General features: G+C 49.7%; 16 protein-coding genes and 2 pseudogenes. 15 read left to right on the top strand and 3 right to left on the bottom strand.

Features of this window, described 5'->3' with window-relative positions:
• Positions 1–166: 166 nt before the first annotated feature.
• Genes gcvT through gcvPB form a run of 3 tightly spaced genes read left to right on the top strand, consistent with a single transcriptional unit; the run spans position 167 to position 4,087 of the window.
• On the top strand, positions 167–1,288 hold the full coding sequence (gene gcvT / locus NSU00_RS08850) for a glycine cleavage system aminomethyltransferase GcvT (RefSeq protein ID WP_328192302.1): 1,122 nt from the start codon (positions 167–169) through the stop codon (positions 1,286–1,288).
• The gene (gcvPA, locus tag NSU00_RS08845) at positions 1,285–2,637 is read left to right on the top strand and encodes an aminomethyl-transferring glycine dehydrogenase subunit GcvPA (RefSeq protein ID WP_029141284.1); all 1,353 of its coding nucleotides are present in this window, start codon (positions 1,285–1,287) and stop codon (positions 2,635–2,637) included. Before gcvT ends, gcvPA begins: the two co-directional genes overlap by 4 nt.
• Entirely contained in the window at positions 2,627–4,087 is a 1,461-nt protein-coding gene (gene gcvPB / locus NSU00_RS08840; RefSeq protein ID WP_328004589.1) for an aminomethyl-transferring glycine dehydrogenase subunit GcvPB, read from the top strand. Before gcvPA ends, gcvPB begins: the two co-directional genes overlap by 11 nt.
• A gap of 35 nt (positions 4,088–4,122) precedes the next feature.
• Here the strand turns inward: gcvPB and NSU00_RS08835 are convergent, their stop codons facing one another.
• Entirely contained in the window at positions 4,123–4,509 is a 387-nt protein-coding gene (locus NSU00_RS08835) for a rhodanese-like domain-containing protein (RefSeq protein ID WP_019720600.1), read from the bottom strand.
• A 246-nt stretch (positions 4,510–4,755) separates the two neighbouring features.
• Here NSU00_RS08835 and NSU00_RS08830 point away from each other — a divergent pair, with 246 nt between their 5' ends.
• The 5 genes and pseudogenes from NSU00_RS08830 to NSU00_RS08810 all read left to right on the top strand — a co-directional run bounded on the left by NSU00_RS08830 (position 4,756) and on the right by NSU00_RS08810 (position 10,522).
• Entirely contained in the window at positions 4,756–5,592 is an 837-nt protein-coding gene (locus NSU00_RS08830; protein WP_017553551.1) for a lipoate--protein ligase family protein, read from the top strand.
• 345 nt (positions 5,593–5,937) lie between these two features.
• Entirely contained in the window at positions 5,938–8,496 is a 2,559-nt protein-coding gene (locus NSU00_RS08825; RefSeq protein WP_061566234.1) for a vitamin B12-dependent ribonucleotide reductase, read from the top strand.
• Between the two features lie 131 nt (positions 8,497–8,627).
• Positions 8,628–8,942, top strand: a pseudogene (locus NSU00_RS08820) (FAD-dependent oxidoreductase); the annotation flags it as partial.
• An 88-nt stretch (positions 8,943–9,030) separates the two neighbouring features.
• Positions 9,031–9,378, top strand: a pseudogene (locus tag NSU00_RS08815) (thiolase family protein); the annotation flags it as partial.
• A 259-nt stretch (positions 9,379–9,637) separates the two neighbouring features.
• A complete protein-coding gene (locus NSU00_RS08810; RefSeq protein ID WP_013859627.1) occupies positions 9,638–10,522 on the top strand; it encodes a patatin-like phospholipase family protein in 885 nt (294 codons plus the stop codon).
• A 16-nt stretch (positions 10,523–10,538) separates the two neighbouring features.
• Here the strand turns inward: NSU00_RS08810 and NSU00_RS08805 are convergent, their stop codons facing one another.
• The gene (locus NSU00_RS08805; RefSeq protein ID WP_234969520.1) at positions 10,539–10,904 is read right to left on the bottom strand and encodes an SA1362 family protein; all 366 of its coding nucleotides are present in this window, start codon (positions 10,902–10,904) and stop codon (positions 10,539–10,541) included.
• Between the two features lie 158 nt (positions 10,905–11,062).
• Positions 11,063–11,986: a DUF1385 domain-containing protein gene (locus NSU00_RS08800; protein ID WP_340703600.1), complete on the bottom strand. Its 924-nt coding sequence runs from the start codon at positions 11,984–11,986 to the stop codon at positions 11,063–11,065.
• A 184-nt stretch (positions 11,987–12,170) separates the two neighbouring features.
• On the opposite strand from NSU00_RS08800, the gene NSU00_RS08795 reads away from it, so the two are divergent.
• From NSU00_RS08795 to spoIIIAC, 7 genes are all read left to right on the top strand, one after another.
• Positions 12,171–12,689 carry a YqhR family membrane protein gene (locus NSU00_RS08795; RefSeq protein WP_029142194.1) on the top strand — a complete coding sequence of 173 codons (519 nt, stop codon included), beginning with the start codon at positions 12,171–12,173 and terminating at the stop codon, positions 12,687–12,689.
• Between the two features lie 99 nt (positions 12,690–12,788).
• A complete protein-coding gene (aroQ, locus tag NSU00_RS08790; protein ID WP_029142195.1) occupies positions 12,789–13,244 on the top strand; it encodes a type II 3-dehydroquinate dehydratase in 456 nt (151 codons plus the stop codon).
• Entirely contained in the window at positions 13,238–14,299 is a 1,062-nt protein-coding gene (locus tag NSU00_RS08785) for a M24 family metallopeptidase (protein ID WP_013859622.1), read from the top strand. The genes aroQ and NSU00_RS08785 overlap by 7 nt, the downstream gene beginning before the upstream one ends.
• Before the next feature lie 49 nt (positions 14,300–14,348).
• Complete coding sequence (efp, locus tag NSU00_RS08780) at positions 14,349–14,906, top strand: elongation factor P (protein WP_340703599.1); 558 nt, start codon at positions 14,349–14,351, stop codon at positions 14,904–14,906.
• A gap of 208 nt (positions 14,907–15,114) precedes the next feature.
• Entirely contained in the window at positions 15,115–16,041 is a 927-nt protein-coding gene (gene spoIIIAA / locus NSU00_RS08775) for a stage III sporulation protein AA (protein ID WP_118497731.1), read from the top strand.
• A complete protein-coding gene (spoIIIAB, locus tag NSU00_RS08770; protein ID WP_029142198.1) occupies positions 16,034–16,549 on the top strand; it encodes a stage III sporulation protein SpoIIIAB in 516 nt (171 codons plus the stop codon). Before spoIIIAA ends, spoIIIAB begins: the two co-directional genes overlap by 8 nt.
• Before the next feature lie 30 nt (positions 16,550–16,579).
• Positions 16,580–16,783, top strand: coding sequence for a stage III sporulation protein AC (gene spoIIIAC, locus NSU00_RS08765; RefSeq protein WP_013859618.1), 204 nt, complete (start codon positions 16,580–16,582; stop codon positions 16,781–16,783).
• The last annotated feature ends 25 nt before the right edge of the window (positions 16,784–16,808 follow it).

The raw sequence follows: 16,808 nt of genomic DNA, 5'->3' as shown, positions 1-16,808 counted from the left end.
CTCTGGAGAGCGCTTCTTTTTTCGGGAAGCCACCAAAGGGGAAAACCGTTTTTCGGTAAACTTTCAGGTGTAAGGACAGGGAATATTTCGTGAAGCAGGCGGAATATTCCCTGTTTTTTTGCTCCCGGATCCACATCCGGATAAAAAACAGAATGGAGGGGTACTAATGCCGGAATTAAAACGGACGCCATTATATGATGTTTACCGGAAATACGGCGCAAAAACGACCGGTTTCGGCGGTTGGGAACTGCCGGTGCAATTTTCGGGCATTAAAGCCGAACACGAAGCCGTCCGCACACGGGCAGGCCTGTTTGATGTTTCGCATATGGGCGAAATCCTGGTGGAGGGGCCGGAAAGCCTTGGCTTCCTTCAAAAAATGATAACGAACGATGTGTCCAAATTGAAGCCGGGTGCTGCCCAATATACCGCCATGTGCAATGAAGCCGGCGGCACAGTCGATGATTTGCTGGTTTACCAATTGGGCGAAAACCGGTATTGGCTCGTGGTGAATGCCGCCAATACGGAAAAAGATTACAAATGGCTTGTTTCACACCGGACGGAGGATGTTTCTATAACGGACATCAGCGTAAACGTTGCCCAGCTCGCGCTCCAGGGGCCGCTTGCTGCGGAAGTAATGCAAAAACTTGCGCCAGAAGCGGATGTTTTTACCATTCCATCGTTTTCATTTATTGAAAACGCAAATGTTGAAGGGTTTCAAGTGCTGCTTTCGAGAACCGGTTACACGGGCGAAGACGGCTTTGAAATTTACTGCCGCAGTGAAGATGCGCCAAAGCTGTGGGACGAAATATTGGCGAAGGGCCGGGAAAAAGGCGTTTTGCCGTGCGGGCTCGGGGCGAGGGATACGCTCCGCTTTGAAGCCGGGCTCTGCCTTTACGGCCAGGAATTGGCAGAAGACATTTCCCCGCTTGAAGCCGGCATCGGGTTTGCTGTAAAGCTTAAGAAAGAAGCGGATTTTATCGGGAAACAGGCGCTCCTTGCACAGAAAGCAGAAGGCCTGAAACGGCGCCTTGCCGGCATCGAAATGACCGGCCGCGGCATTCCGCGCCACGGATACAGCGTTTATGCAGGGGATGAGCGGATTGGCATGGTGACAACCGGGACACAGTCGCCGACTTTAAAGAAAAATATCGGCCTTGCCCTTTTGCGTGTACCGTGGGACGCGCCCGGCACCGAAGTAGAAGTGGATGTCCGTTCCAAAAAGATCAAAGCCGTCGTTGTCCAAACACCGTTCTATAAAAAGCAAAAAAACGGGGAGGGGGAAAAGTGATGCACCGTTACCTGCCGATGACGGAAGAAGATAAACGCGAGATGCTGGATGCGATCGGGGTCCGAAGTGCCGGGGAACTGTTTTCAGACATCCCCGAAAAAGTGCGGTTTAAAGGGGATTACCGGATCAAAAAAGCAAAATCGGAAACGGCGCTGTTAAAAGAACTGTCAGAACTTGCCGGGAAAAATGCCAATTTAAAAGAATATGCCTCTTTTTTGGGGGCGGGGGTTTATGACCACTATATTCCAACGGTCGTGGACCATGTGATCTCAAGATCCGAATTTTATACGGCCTATACCCCTTACCAGCCGGAAATCTCGCAAGGGGAACTGCAGGCCATCTTTGAATTCCAGACGATGATTTGCGGGCTGACCGGCATGGATGTGGCCAATTCCTCGATGTATGACGGCGGCACGTCCATGGCTGAAGCGGCCATGCTTGCGGCCGGGCAGACGAAGAGAAAGAAAATATTGGTTTCAAAAGCTGTCCATCCGGAATACCGGGCCGTTTTACATACGTATGCCAGGGGACAGGGCATCACCGTGGAAGAAATACCGCTCGCAGACGGCTGTACCGACCTGGAAGCGGCCAAAAAACAAATAGACGGCGGGACAGCTGCCGTCATCGTCCAATACCCGAACTTTTTCGGTTCGCTTGAACGGTTAAAAGAAATCGGCGAACTGGCCCATGGCGAAAAAGCTTTGTTTGTTGTATCCGCCAATCTGCTTGCCTTAGGGGTGCTTGCGCCGCCGGGCGATTTCGGCGCCGATATCACAACCGGCGACTGCCAGGTCTTCGGCATTCCGGCTGCATTCGGCGGCCCGCATTGCGGCTACTTTGCGACAACGTCAAAACTGATGCGGAAAATACCGGGCCGGCTTGTTGGCGAAACAGTCGATGAGGACGGGAAAAGGGGGTATGTGCTGACGCTCCAGGCGCGCGAACAGCATATCCGCCGCGACAAAGCGACGTCCAATATTTGCTCAAACCAGGCGCTCAATGCCCTTGCCGCATCGGTGGCCATGAGCGCCCTCGGCAAAAAGGGCGTAAAAGAAATGGCACTGGCCAATATTGCAAAAGCACAGTACGCGAAAAGGAAATTGGCGGAAAAAGGGTTTGAAATCCCGTTTTCGTCTCCTTTTTTCAATGAGTTTCCCGTGAAATTGCCAAAAAGCGTTCAAGAAGTAAATGAACATTTATTACAGAAAAAAATCATCGGCGGCTATGATGCGGGCAAGGATTACCCGGAATTTGCCGGTTGCATGCTGATTGCCGTGACGGAATTGCGGTCAAAAGAAGAGATTGACCAATTGGCTGAAGAAATGGGGGTCGTGTGCTATGGCAAATGAAGAAATGTCGCTGATTTTTGAACGGTCCAAACCAGGCCGGATCGCGTATAGCCTGCCGGAAATGGACGTGCCGGAAGTGGATGCTGCTGACCTTTTTCCGCCTGAATACATCCGCAAACAGGATGCGGAACTGCCGGAAGTGTCGGAACTGGATTTAATGCGGCACTACACAAAGCTGTCAGAAAACAACCACGGCGTCGATTCCGGTTTTTACCCGCTCGGATCCTGCACGATGAAATACAATCCGAAAATCAATGAAACGGTTGCGCGCTTTCCGGGATTTGCCCATATCCATCCGCTTCAGGATGAAAGCACCGTCCAGGGGGCGCTCGGGCTGATGTATGACCTGCAGGAACATTTAAAAGAGATTACCGGCATGGATGAAGTGACCTTGCAGCCTGCTGCCGGCGCCCACGGGGAATGGACCGGGCTGATGCTGATCCGCGCTTTCCATGAAGCAAACGGGGATACAAAGCGGACAAAAGTGATCATTCCCGACTCCGCCCACGGCACCAACCCGGCTTCCGCGACCGTTGCCGGCTTCGAAACGGTCACTGTGAAGTCGAATGAAGAAGGGCTTGTGGATCTCGACGACTTAAGAAAAATTGCCGGGGAAGATACCGCAGCACTCATGCTTACCAATCCGAATACGCTCGGGCTGTTTGAAGCGCATATTCTTGAAATTGCAGAAATTATCCATGAGGCGGGCGGCAAACTGTATTATGACGGCGCCAACCTGAATGCCGTGCTTGCGAAGGCGCGCCCGGGCGATATGGGATTCGATGTTGTCCACCTGAATCTTCATAAAACATTTACAGGCCCGCACGGCGGCGGCGGCCCGGGTTCGGGTCCGGTCGGCGTCAAAAAAGAGCTGGTCCCGTTTTTGCCGGTGCCGGTTGTTGCGAAAAAAGGCGGCCGCTATTATCTGGATGAAGACCGGCCGCAATCAATCGGCAGGGTGAAGCCGTTTTACGGCAATTTCGGCATCAATGTCCGGGCCTATACGTATATCCGTTCAATGGGGCCGGACGGCTTGCGGGAAGTGACCGAGAATGCGGTGATCAATGCCAATTATATGATGCGGAAGCTGGCGCCGTACTACGACCTACCATATGACCGCCATTGTAAGCATGAATTTGTGTTAAGCGGCAGGCGCCAGAAAAAACTCGGGGTGCGGACGTTTGATATCGCCAAGCGGCTGCTTGATTTTGGCTTCCATCCGCCAACCGTGTATTTTCCGCTCAACGTGGAAGAGTGCATGATGATTGAGCCGACGGAAACCGAGTCTAAGGAAACGCTGGATGCCTTTATTGATGCGATGATCCAAATCGCAAAAGAAGCGGAGGAAAATCCGGAAATCGTCCAGGAAGCCCCGCATACAACCATTGTCAAACGCCTGGATGAAACGCGGGCGGCGCGAAAACCGGTTTTGCGTTATGTGAAAAAATAAAAGGAAAAATGCCGCGGCAAAGCCGCGGCATTTTTTTATTTCCCTGATTTGATTTTGCCTGTCCAGTTTTTAAAGCCGCCTTTCAACTGGTAAAGGTCGCGGCAGCCGTTTTTATAAAGCATTTCAGCGGCGCGCCCGGTGCGCGTCCCGTTCTGGCAATATAAATAAACCGGTTTATCGGTCCGGATCTCTTTTAATCTCATTTTCAGCTGAGACAGCGGAATATTGCGGGCGCCTAAAATATGTCCGTTTGCAAATTCATTCGGTTCGCGCACATCAATGAGCTGCGCTTTGCGGTAACCCGCCTTGAATTCTTCTTCCGTCAAGCTTTTCAGGATTTTTTTCTGCCGGTAGTATCTGGCGAGTGTATACGCCGCTACCGCAACAATAACAATGATGACTGTGTACCACGATTGTGACATCTGCATGCCCCCTTTCTTACCTGATGCGCTATCTACTATTATATTCGTGTTGCGCTTCTGAATCAAAATCTTTTTTTCAGAAAGCCATGTCACCGCTATTTTTTCAGTTTTTCCGCCTGAAAAGCCTGTAGCCCTTGAGTTTTTAATGTTAGCGGAAAAACCGGCACAAACGTGAGCGGGGCTTTGCCGTTTTTCGTCGTTTTTTGGTAAACTGGTAAAGTGATATTTTTAAGAAGAGGGGTTCATATGGGAAAAGAAACCTGGTTGTTTGTAGATTCAGGCCACTGTCCGCCGTTTTTTAACATGGCGCTGGATGAGGCCCTGCTCGACTGGCACAGCAAAGGGGAGATCCCGCCCGCCATCCGCTTTTACGGCTGGGATCCGGCCACCCTTTCAATTGGGTATTTCCAGCGGGCAAAACAGGAAATCGATCTCGAAGCGGTAAAACGATACGGGCTCGGCTTTGTCCGGCGTCCGACAGGGGGAAGGGCTGTTTTGCACGAGCACGAGCTGACCTACAGCGTGATCGTATCGGAAGCGCATCCGGATATGCCGAAAACGGTCACGGAAGCCTACCGTGTGATTTCGGAAGGGCTTGTCAGGGGATTTCGTGCGCTCGGCCTTGAGGCGTATTTTGCGGTGCCGCGGACGGAAGCAGAACGGGAGGCGCTAAGATCCCCGCATTCTTCGGTTTGTTTTGATACGCCGAGCTGGTACGAACTGGTCGTGGAAGGGAGAAAAGTCGCCGGCAGCGCGCAGACGCGGCAGAAAGGCGTCATTTTGCAGCACGGCTCGATTTTGCTCGATATGGATGAGGAGAAGCTGTTCAGCCTGTTTAAATATCCGAGTGACAGGGTGAGGGAAAGAATGCAGCGGAGTTTTAAGCAGAAGGCGGTTGCAATCAATGAACTACGCACCGTTCCCGTCACATACGGGGAAGCAAAAGAGGCTTTCCATAAGGGGTTTGAAGAAGGGCTCGGCATCCGGCTGGAACCGTACACCTTGACGCCGGCGCAACAGGCGTATGTGGAAGAACTGGCAGACAGGCGGTACAGGTCGGATGAATGGAATTTTAAGAGATAAATGAACATTTGTTTTTTTAGCGGCCAGAGGCATGCTTTTTCGCTATTTCCTTTTGTGCCGCGCTTTTTATGGCTGCTTTTTTGATGCAAGCGGCAAATTTTTTCGTTATGCCCGGATTTGCCTGCTTTTTCGGGGGATTTCTCGCATTTTCAGCATGTCTTATTCTTTTTTTTATTTGACAAAAAGAAAGAGGTTTGACCTAACTACAATATATGGTATATAAAAACAAAATATCAATACAATATCTAGTGTTTTTGCTTGCGATTTTTGCCTGCGGTGTGCTATTTTAAAGGAGGCAGAACCACCAGAGAATTTGCATGGAGAAATAGAGAAGGAGTTGTCGTTATGTCTGTTGCTTCGACAGAAAAATTATGGGATGTGGAGAAGCTGAACGAAGATATCCGCTTATTTCCGCAGGTCCATCCGATTACACCGGATATGAACATCACGTACAAAGGCGTTTCAAGGCTTGTCATGATTGACAGATACGCGTTTAAAGACACGGAAAAAGTCACATTGGGAAAGGGCGATTTTGTTGTCCTCACGATTAAAGAAGACCCGAAATTTCCGGCCAGGGGGCTCGGCGTCATCAAAGAAATCGACTGGGAAAAAAATGAAGCGGAAGTCTTAATTGAAGAAGATTACCGCCAGGCGCTGGAACACCCGGATGAAAGAGAAACAGGGGTCATCAAAAGGCCGCTTGATATCATTGAGAAGCCGCTTGAAGTCTACTACGAACAAATCGCAAAACGGAATGCAACCGGCTTAGCGGCAGTGGAAAAAACAGAAGAGAAACGGAAAGAATGGTTTGGGAAGTTTTACAATGAACTGGTAAACTTAAACTTCATCCCGGCAGGCCGCGTCCTCTACGGCGCAGGGTCGGAAACGGAAGTTACTTATTTTAATTGTTATGTGATGCCGTTTGTACCGGATTCGCGGGAAGGCATTTCCGAACACCGCAAACAAGTGATGGAAATTATGAGCCGCGGCGGCGGGGTTGGGACAAACGGTTCGACGCTGCGCCCGCGCAATACGCTGGCAAGGGGCGTCAACGGCAAATCAAGCGGCTCTGTCTCATGGCTCGATGACATCGCCAAACTCACGCACCTGGTCGAACAGGGCGGCAGTCGCAGGGGAGCGCAAATGATCATGCTGGCTGTCTGGCATCCGGACATTGTCGAATTTATCATTTCGAAAATGCAGAATCCGCAGATTTTGCGTTTCCTGATCGAAAATACGAACGATGAGTGGATCCGCAAGCTAGCCCACGACAAATTGAAATTCACGCCGCTTTCCGAAATGGAAAGGCAAATGTACCATGGGATTGTGAACTACAAACATATTCCGGGACAGGGCGGCTTTACGGACGAAGTCATGAAAGAGGCGGAAGAAAAACTGGCAACAGGCGGGCATTACACCGTCCATAATCCGGAATTTTTAACCGGCGCCAATATTTCCGTCTGCCTCACAAAAGAATTTATGGAAGCCGTTGAACAAGACGCGGAATTCGAACTGAAATTTCCGGATGTGGAAAATTACAGCGAAGAAGAAATGCGCATATATAATGAAGAATGGCATAAAATCGGCGATGTGCGCGAATGGGAAAAACTCGGCCGCAAAGTGCGCGTCTACCGCAAAATCAAAGCAAAAGAACTTTGGAATTTGATTAACATCTGCGCGACTTACTCGGCGGAACCGGGCGTCTTCTTTATCGACAACGCCAACGACATGACAAACGCAAAAGCATACGGCCAGAAAGTCGTCGCAACGAATCCTTGCGGAGAGCAACCGCTCGCGCCCTATTCCGTCTGCAACCTCGCAGCGGTCAATCTTGCAAAAATGGTCGACAAAGAAACGAAAGAAGTGCGCTGGGACCAATTGAAACAAACCGTCCATACCGGCGTCCGCATGCAGGACAATGTCATTGACGCGACCCCGTACTTCCTGAAAGAAAACAAAAAACAGGCGCTCGGGGAACGGCGTGTCGGCCTTGGCGTTATGGGCTTAGCCGACCTTCTCATTTATATGGAAAAAGAATACGGATCCGAAGAAGGCAACAAACTTGTCGACAAAGTGTTTGAAACAATCGCGACCGAAGCATACCGTGCATCCATTGAGATCGCAAAAGAAAAAGGGAGCTTCCCATTTTTAACGGGGGAAACCGAAGAAGAGACAAACCGCCTGCGCCGTGCATTCACGGAAACCGGTTATATGAAAAACATGCCGGAAGACATCCGCAAGGCAATTTTAAAACACGGCATCCGGAACTCCCATTTGCTGACCGTTGCACCAACCGGATCCACCGGCACCATGGTTGGCGTTTCCACCGGGCTTGAGCCGTATTTTTCCTTTTCCTATTTCCGCAGCGGGCGCCTCGGCAAATTTATCGAGGTCAATGCGGACATCGTCCAGGAATATCTGAATCAGCATCCGGAAGCGGACAAAGACCATCTGCCGAACTGGTTTGTAACCGCGATGGATCTTGCACCGGAAGCCCATGCCGATGTCCAATGCGTCATCCAGCGCTGGGTGGACAGCTCGATTTCGAAAACGGTCAACGCCCCGCGCGGTTACACGGTTGAACAGGTGGAAAAAGTGTACGAACGCCTGTATAAGGGCGGCGCGAAAGGCGGAACCGTTTATGTGGACGGCAGCCGGGATTCGCAAGTCCTGACATTGAAAGCAGAAGAACCGCAGGAAGAAAAACAGGAAAAAGCGGAAGTGAAACATGCGAAACAGCATGTCGTCCTGGTTGATACAATCCCGGATATCCGGTCAACAAACGTCACATACGGCAACGAAATCGGCGATACCTGCCCGATCTGCCGGAAAGGGAAAGTGAAGGAAATCGGCGGCTGCAATACATGCGATAACTGCGGCGCGCAATTAAAATGCGGCTTGTAAGCGGAATAGTTGAGAAAAAACGGAGCAAAGCGATGCTCCGTTTTTTTCTGCTTACAAAACACCGGTTAAAAGAATAATCGGAAAAATGGTTAAAAAACTTTAATTCGAATATTGACAGCAAAAACGTGATGAAAAAGATTGGATTGAATTTTGATAAGAATGCGATTGTCGTAGATTCGGCGATGCGGACAAACATCGAAGGCATATTTGCGGCGGGTGATGTAACAACGTTTGACGGCAAGGTAAAGCTGATCGCCACGGGATTTGGAGAAGCAGCGACAGCCATTGCAAGCGCAAAAGTTTATCTCGATCCGGCCGCACTCGGCGGTTTCAAAGTCAGGCTGGTAGATGTCCGGCCTGACATCCTGCATCAAGCGGAAAACATAATCGGATCCGTCATGGAAAAGGGCTGGCGAGGGGGAAAATCAACGGGGGGTAGACGCTGAAAGGATAAAGGCAAATATCGAATATACCGTTGATTTACCGGCAGTAGCCGGTTCTGCAGATGTGATCATCGAGGCAGTGCCGGAAAACGGCTACCCGAGGGGAAATCTGGAAATGTTTGACACAACGATCGGATGGAGATTTGTAAATGAAAAATTGAAGAAAATGTACGGGACAGACAGCATGCCGGAAACAGCGGAAAATGTCGCAAAGCAATTCCACATCAGCCGGGAAGCGCAGGATGCCTTTGCTTTTACGAGCCAAATGAGGGCGAAAGCGGCCATAGAAGCAAACCGCTTTCAAGATGAAATCGTGCCTGTCGTGTATACGGATCAGAAGGGGGAATCCGTATCTGTCATCCGGGATGAACATCCCCGCCCCAATACTACGCCGGAAAAACTGGCAAGGTTGAAACCGCTTTTTGCAGGGGGCCAAATTGCCGGCCTTATTGAGGACTGCCCGTCTGTTGCCCAATTATTAGAAGAAATGGTAAAAGAAGCACGGGCTGTGCTAACCAGGAGCATGGCGCGGTTATAATCCCGTATGAACTCTTTGTTCTAATTCCTTTCCTTATGCGCTAAAATAATAAAAAAGCATTTTTTTCATCTTTCGTTCAAGCGGGGCATCCTGCCAACATTCCGCATTTTTTCTGACCAACAAACCGAAACGCCCGGTGCAAATCCAAGGGTGGATTTCCATGGAGATTGACGCGGTGTTTTCCGGCGGAGGCATAAAAGGCCTTGCGCTCATCGGGGCACTGGAAGTTTTGGAAAAAAAGGGATTTACGTTTAAACGGCTGGCCGGCACAAGCGTCGGCTCCGTTTTTGCAGGGCTGCGGGCTGCAGGCTATACAAGCGGCGAAATGAAGCAAATGCTTGCGGAAACAGACACGGCCGCGTTTCTTGACCAGCGAAAACCGCTGCTGCCGGTGCCGTTTGCGAAATGGCTGCTGCTGTATTGGCGGCTCGGGTTGTACAGGGGCACCGCGTTTGAGGAATGGATCGGGGAAAAACTCGCATCTAAAGGTGTGTACACGTTCAAAGATGTTCCAAAAGGCTCCCTTTATTTCACGGCATCCGATCTTACCCATAACCGGCTTGTTGTTTTGCCGGATGACCTGGAACGTTACGGGGTTCCATGGCAAACCTTTCCGGTGGCAAAGGCCATTCGGATGAGCTGCAGCATTCCATATTTTTTCGAACCGGTACGGTTGCGCTCGCTGGAAGGCACAAGCCTCATTGTAGACGGCGGGGTATTAAGCAATTTTCCGATGTGGTTGTTTGTCAAACCGGAAGAAAAAAAGGCGCGGCCGGTGCTCGGCATTACGCTCAGCCCGAAACAACCGGAAGAGCCGGATGTGGAGATAAAAAATGCGATCCAGCTGTTCGATGCCCTGTTCAAGACGATGAAAGACGCCCATGATGCCCGCTATATTTCAAGAAAACTGGAAAAAGACATAATTTTTATCGCTGCAGATGGCGTAACTGCTACAGATTTTCAGCTTTCCGCCGCACAAAAAGCAGCCTTAATTGAGGCGGGCCGGAAAAAAACAGAAACGTTTCTGAAAACGTGGCCCTATTAATAAAAAAGAATCGAGCTTAGTAGACAGCTCGATTTTTCTTTTTGCCCTTTTTGCCTTCAATCACGGTTAACTGGACATTGGATTTTTTGCGCAGCGGCCGTTTTGAAAATTTAACCGTGTGGACAGTATGGACCTTCATATTCCTTTTTTTCATTCTTTTCCTGGATTTGCGGGCGGCTTTTAAAAATGCTTTTTGTTCCTGGTTGGAAACATTCGTGCTTCTCTTGAGCAGGAAACGCATGCCAGCCAAAAGCACTGCCGCAAAAATGAAGGCTATCAACACCCTTTTCAAGAATACAACCGGCTCATGAAACAAAGAGGAACCCAGGCCGACCAGGGCCAAAAGAAAAATGCCGGCGATGATCCATTGACGCGTCTTCAACAAAAGCCACCTCCACATGTTTTCCCAACCATTTTTTCCATCATTCTATCAGTTTATACGGATCCGGCCGTTTTTATTTTGAGGTTGATTCCCCGTCGCACAAACAAGCTTGTGATAGTAAATGTATTCCCATGCGCTGGAAATTTCAAACGCCGTTTTTAACGGGCGGCAGAAGCCGTATCACTCGATTCCAGTTCAAGCAGCGCCTGAAAGGAGGAAATCGCGACTTCAATTTGCTTGTCATCCGGCTCTTTTGTCGTTAACAGCTGCAGCCACAGGCCCGGATAGCCAAGATACTTCAGAACCGGAATATGGCGGACTTTATTGGTCAGCTGAAGGACTTCAAACGCCGTGCCGAGCACGACCGGAATGAGCAAAATCCGGTCGGTGATGCGGAGCCAGAGCGGATCTGTCGGGACAAGCGTATAAATCAGGACGCTCACAATCACGGTAAACAGAATAAAACTGCTGCCGCACCGGTAATGCAGCCTCGATTGCGAGCGGACGTTTTCAACGGTCAGGGCAAGCCCGTTTTCAAATGTATTGATGACTTTATGTTCAGCCCCGTGGTATTGGAATACCCGCTTGATAAACGGCGTTAAAGAAATCAAATAAATATACGAAAGCACGAGCAGCAGTTTAAACGCGCCTTCAATGAGAATTTGCGCGGCATCGCCGGGAAAAAACGGCCTTGCCAGTTCTGCCAGAAAGACGGGAATAAGCGTCATGAAAAATTTGGCAAACAAAAAGGACAAGACGCCGGCAGCAGCCACGCCGAGCACCACCGTTGTTCTTGCGGGGGCTGCTTCCTGCCGTTTTTCGTCTTCTTCCGGGTCAACATCATACCGCTCGCTTGCAAAATTCAAATGCTTTGCTCCGTTTGCGGATGATTCAATGATGGCAATGATCCCGCGCAAAAACGGAATTTTTTTCAATTTTTGAATGGACGGGCGCGTCTCTTTTGGCAGATAAAAGAAGTCAATCCGGTTGTTTTTGCGGCGGATGGCAGTGACCGAATGCCGCTTTCCGCCGAACATAACCCCTTCCACGACTGCCTGGCCGCCATAAACTGGTTTTGTCAATTTCTTTTCCCCCAAACCTGAATTTCAAATGCTTCTTTCCCGTTTAACCTGAAAACGGAGTGGATTTCCGAAACGATATTCACTCTTATTTTACTAAATCATTTTAAATACGACTAGGGGAAAGACTTGTGGGAAAGATAAGAAAGAAAAGATGCATGCCGTCACATGTGAAGGAGTGGAAAATATGGAAAATGGCAGCAAAGTATTAAAAAACCAGGAGCATTCCATGACCTTTTTTCAAATGGTGCTTGTGACCGGATTTGCGGGCGGGATCATTTGGAGCCTGGTTGCCTATTTATGCTTTTCTTTTCATTTTACGGCGATTGAACCGAATGTCCTGCTTGAACCATTTACAGTAGGATCTTGGCGCAAAATGTGGATCGGAAAAATCGTTTCCATATTGGCATACGGATTGTTTTCTACCGGCTGCGCCCTTGTCTATTATCTTTTCTTTAAAAAATTGAAATCGATGTGGGTGGGCGCGATCTACGGGCTTTGCCTGTGCGCAGCCGTCCTGATTGTGCTGAATCCGATTTTTCCCGGCATGAAACCTTTTCTCAAACTGGATGCCAATACGATCATTACCTGCTGTTGCATTTACATTCTCTACGGGGTGTTTATCGGTTATTCGATTTCTTTTGAGTATGAAAGAAGCCGGGTTTTTAAAAGAAAACTGGAGAGGCAGTCGAACCCGCTCCCATAAATCGAAACGGGCGGGTGCCGGCCGGAAAGTTAAAAAATAGAAATTTTCTTCAATTTATGGTAAAATGGGCACGTTAAATATGGGAAAAAGGTGCTTGAAATGAAAAAATACCTCGTATTAAACGGCCCAAATCTGAATTTGCTCGGGCAAAGGGAACCCGGCATTTACGGGAGAGATTCGCTTAAGGCATTGATGGCGCGCATGGAAGCGGCGGCCCGGAAGCACGGCGTCGCCATCGGTTTTTTTCAATCCAACCATGAAGGCGCCCTGATTGACAAGCTGCACGCTGCCGGGGATGAAGGCTTTGCAGGGATTATTTTCAATCCGGGCGCGTTCACGCATTACAGCTATGCTTTGCGGGACGCGATCAGTGCCATCCGCCTGCCGGTGATTGAAGTACATATTTCGAACATCCATGCCCGCGAGGAATTCCGCCACCATTCTGTAACGGCGGCTGTTGCGCAGGGGCAAATTGCAGGCTTCGGGCTGTACGGCTATGAGCTTGCCCTCATGGCCTTGCTTGAGGCAGAAAAGGGAGAGGAAGAAAGATGTTAAAACTGGAGAAACTGAGAGAAACATTTCCGCAGGCCGGTATTGACGGCTTGCTCATTACAAGCCCGTATAACCGCCGCTATATGTCCAATTTTACGGGGACTACCGGGATTGTCCTTATATCCGGGGAAGCGGCAAAATTTATTACGGACTTCCGCTATGTCGAGCAGGCATCGAAAGAGTGTGAAGGCTACGAAATCGTCCAGCATCAGGGGCCGGTGGAACAGGAAGTGGCCAAACAGGTGGAAGCAATGGGGATCAAACGGCTCGGGTTTGAGCAGGACCATATGAGCTATGCGCTTTTTAAAACGTATGAAGGGCTGCTCAATGCGGAACTGGTCCCGGTTTCCGGCCTTGTTGAAAATTTGCGCTTGATCAAAACAGATGCGGAAATTAAGATATTAAAAGAGGCTGCGGATATTGCGGATGCTGCCTTTAAACATATCCTTGACTTCTTAAAACCGGGCGTCACGGAATTGGAAGTTTCCAATGAACTGGAATTTTTCATGAGGAAATGCGGCGCGACTGCTTCTTCATTTGATACCATTGTCGCATCCGGCCTCCGCTCTGCCATGCCGCACGGGGTGGCGACGGACAAGGTGATCGAAAAAGGCGATTTGGTTACGATGGATTACGGCGCGCTCTATAAAGGCTATTGTTCGGATATTACAAGGACGGTTGCGGTCGGCGAGCCTTCCGGGCAATTGAAGAAAATCTACAATATTGTGCTGGAATCGCAGCTGCTTGCCGTCCAAAACATCAAACCGGGCATGTCCGGTATTGAAGCAGACGCCATTTCCCGCGATTATATCGCCCGGGAAGGTTATGGCGATGCGTTCGGCCATTCCCTTGGGCACGGGATCGGCCTTGAAATCCACGAAGGCCCGAATCTTTCCATGCGCTCGGCCTATACTTTGGAACCGGGTATGGTTGTCACCATCGAACCGGGCATTTATGTGCCGGGTGTCGGCGGCGTCCGGATTGAAGACGATACGGTGATTACCGAAAATTCGAATGAATTGCTGACGCATTCCGCAAAAGAACTGATTATATTATAATAGTTACAGCCCTCAACAGGGGATCGAATGAACATGTAGGAGGAAAAATATGATTTCAGTAAACGATTTTCGCACCGGCTTAACGATTGAAGTGGACGGCGGCATCTGGCGCGTCCTCGATTTCCAGCATGTTAAGCCGGGAAAAGGCGCCGCTTTTGTGCGCTCGAAGCTTCGCAATTTGCGTACCGGCGCTATCCAGGAAAAAACGTTCCGTGCCGGCGAAAAAGTTGAAAGGGCACAGATCGACAACCGGAGAATGCAGTATTTATATGCAAACGGCGACCAGCACGTATTTATGGATACGGAAACGTATGAACAAATCGAGCTGAGCAGCGCCCAAATTAAAGATGAGCTGCCATACTTGCTGGAAAACATGGAAGTGCAAATGATCATGTACCAGGGAGAAACGCTCGGCATTGAACTCCCGAATACGGTCACGCTGACAGTTATCCATACAGAACCGGGGGTAAAGGGCGATACGGCAACAGGCGGGTCCAAACCGGCCACGCTTGAAACCGGCCTGACGGTACAGGTGCCTTTCTTTGTCAATGAAGGCGATAAATTGATCATCAATACAACGGACGGTTCATACGTGTCCCGTGCCTGATTTCTTTGAAAAAAGCTTGGCGTCCCAAACGGCGCCAAGCTTTTTTGCTTTTCCGGCAAGAGACAGGCAAAAATAAGTTTACATAATCATGTTATAAATAACTTAAACTTTCAGCATCTGCCTCGCTTCCTTGTCATAGTTTTCAAACCCGGCGAATAGATTGTACTATCCATGAACCAAACTGTATGTTTTGAAAGCAGGGATGAAGATGGAAGATTTGCTGGGCATTTTGCCGAAAACCTTATCCAAACAGCTGGAAAAGTTGGGGGACATGCTCGAAGATGTGGAAGAAATCCGCATCCGCGTAAACCGCCCGCTTGAAATTACTTCAAAAGGAATCCCGCATTTTTTGCGCTATACGCCAACGGAGAGCGATGCTGAGCAGCTGATCAACCGGCTTGCGAATTTCTCTTTTTACGCCCTTGAAGAAGAGCTGAAAAAGGGATACGTCACGATCAGCGGCGGGCACCGTGTCGGATTCGCGGGGAAAGTCATTCTTGAAAATGGACAAGTAAAGGCGATCCGCTATTTTTCATCTTTTAATATCCGGATTGCCCGGGAAAAAATCGGGACTGCGGATCCTTATCTTTTCGCCCTTCACAACGGGCGCTGGCTGTCCGCGATGATCATTGGGGCGCCCCAGACCGGAAAAACGACTTTTTTAAGGGATATCGCGCGGCTGATTTCAAGCGGCATCCCGGAACGCGGGATTTCGCCTGCCAAAGTGGGGATTGTCGACGAACGGTCTGAAATTGCCGGCTGCGTCCATGGCATCCCGCAACTCCATTTCGGGCCAAGGGTCGATGTGCTGGATGCCTGTCCGAAAGCGGAAGGGATGATGATGCTGATCCGGTCGATGAGCCCGGATGTCATTGTCGTGGATGAGATCGGCCGCGAAGAAGATGCGGCGGCGATTATGGAGGCGGTAAATGCGGGCATTTCGCTCGTCATGACAACGCACGGGGAAAACTTCCGGGATATCCAAAAACGCCCAATTTTAAAGAAAATCCTCGAATCGTATGCGTTTGACCGCTTTCTCGAACTGTCACGGGGGAGCCGGCCGGGAAGGGTAACAGCGGTCCGCGATGCGGAAGGGAACATCATCCGTACCGGTGAAGGTGTTTCCCGTGCTTAAACTTTTTGGAGCAGCACTGATTGTGCTCGCCACCAGTTTCATCGGCTTTGAGGCAGCAAAACGGTTAAGCGAACGCCCCCGCCAGCTGAGAATTTTTCAAAACGCGCTTCAGGCACTGGAAGTGGAAATCATGTACGGGCATACCCCGCTGCATGAAGCGGCAAGAAAACTATCAGGCCAGCTCCCGGATCCGGCTGCCGCCTTCTTCCGTTCCTTTGCCAGCCAGTTGACCACATTGGAAACAACGGTCAAAGAAGCGTGGGAAAAAAGCCTTGACGGAATTTGGAAACTGACGGCCCTGAAAGAAAACGAGTATGAAGTATTGCGGCAGCTCGGGGAAAACCTGGGCAAACATGACCGCTATACCGAGCAAAAGCAGCTGCTCCTGGCCCTTTCACATTTAGAAAGGGAAGAAAAAGAAGCGCACGAAAGGCAGCTCCGCTATGAAAAAATGGCAAAAAGCCTTGGCGTCCTCACGGGTTTACTGATCGCTATTTTACTGATCTAAAGTCTCACGGATCATATTGGGGGAAAAGCAATGGGCATTGATGTGGACATCATTTTTAAAATTGCCGGGGTCGGGATTGTTGTGGCATTTCTCCACACGATTCTGGACCAGGTCGGCAAAAAAGAATATGCGCAATGGGTCACGCTTCTCGGTTTTCTTTACATTTTGTTTTTAGTGGCATCCATCGTAGGGGATTTGTTTTCCAAAATCAAAACGGTCTTTCTTTTTCAATAAGCCGGGAAAAAAGGGGGGATTTCCC

The sequence above is a fragment of the Weizmannia sp. FSL W8-0401 genome (genome assembly GCF_038009125.1).
GTDB lineage: Bacteria > Bacillota > Bacilli > Bacillales > Bacillaceae_C > Weizmannia > Weizmannia coagulans.
Note: the sequence above shows the minus strand (reverse complement) of the source record. Positions and strands in the feature narration are given on the sequence as shown.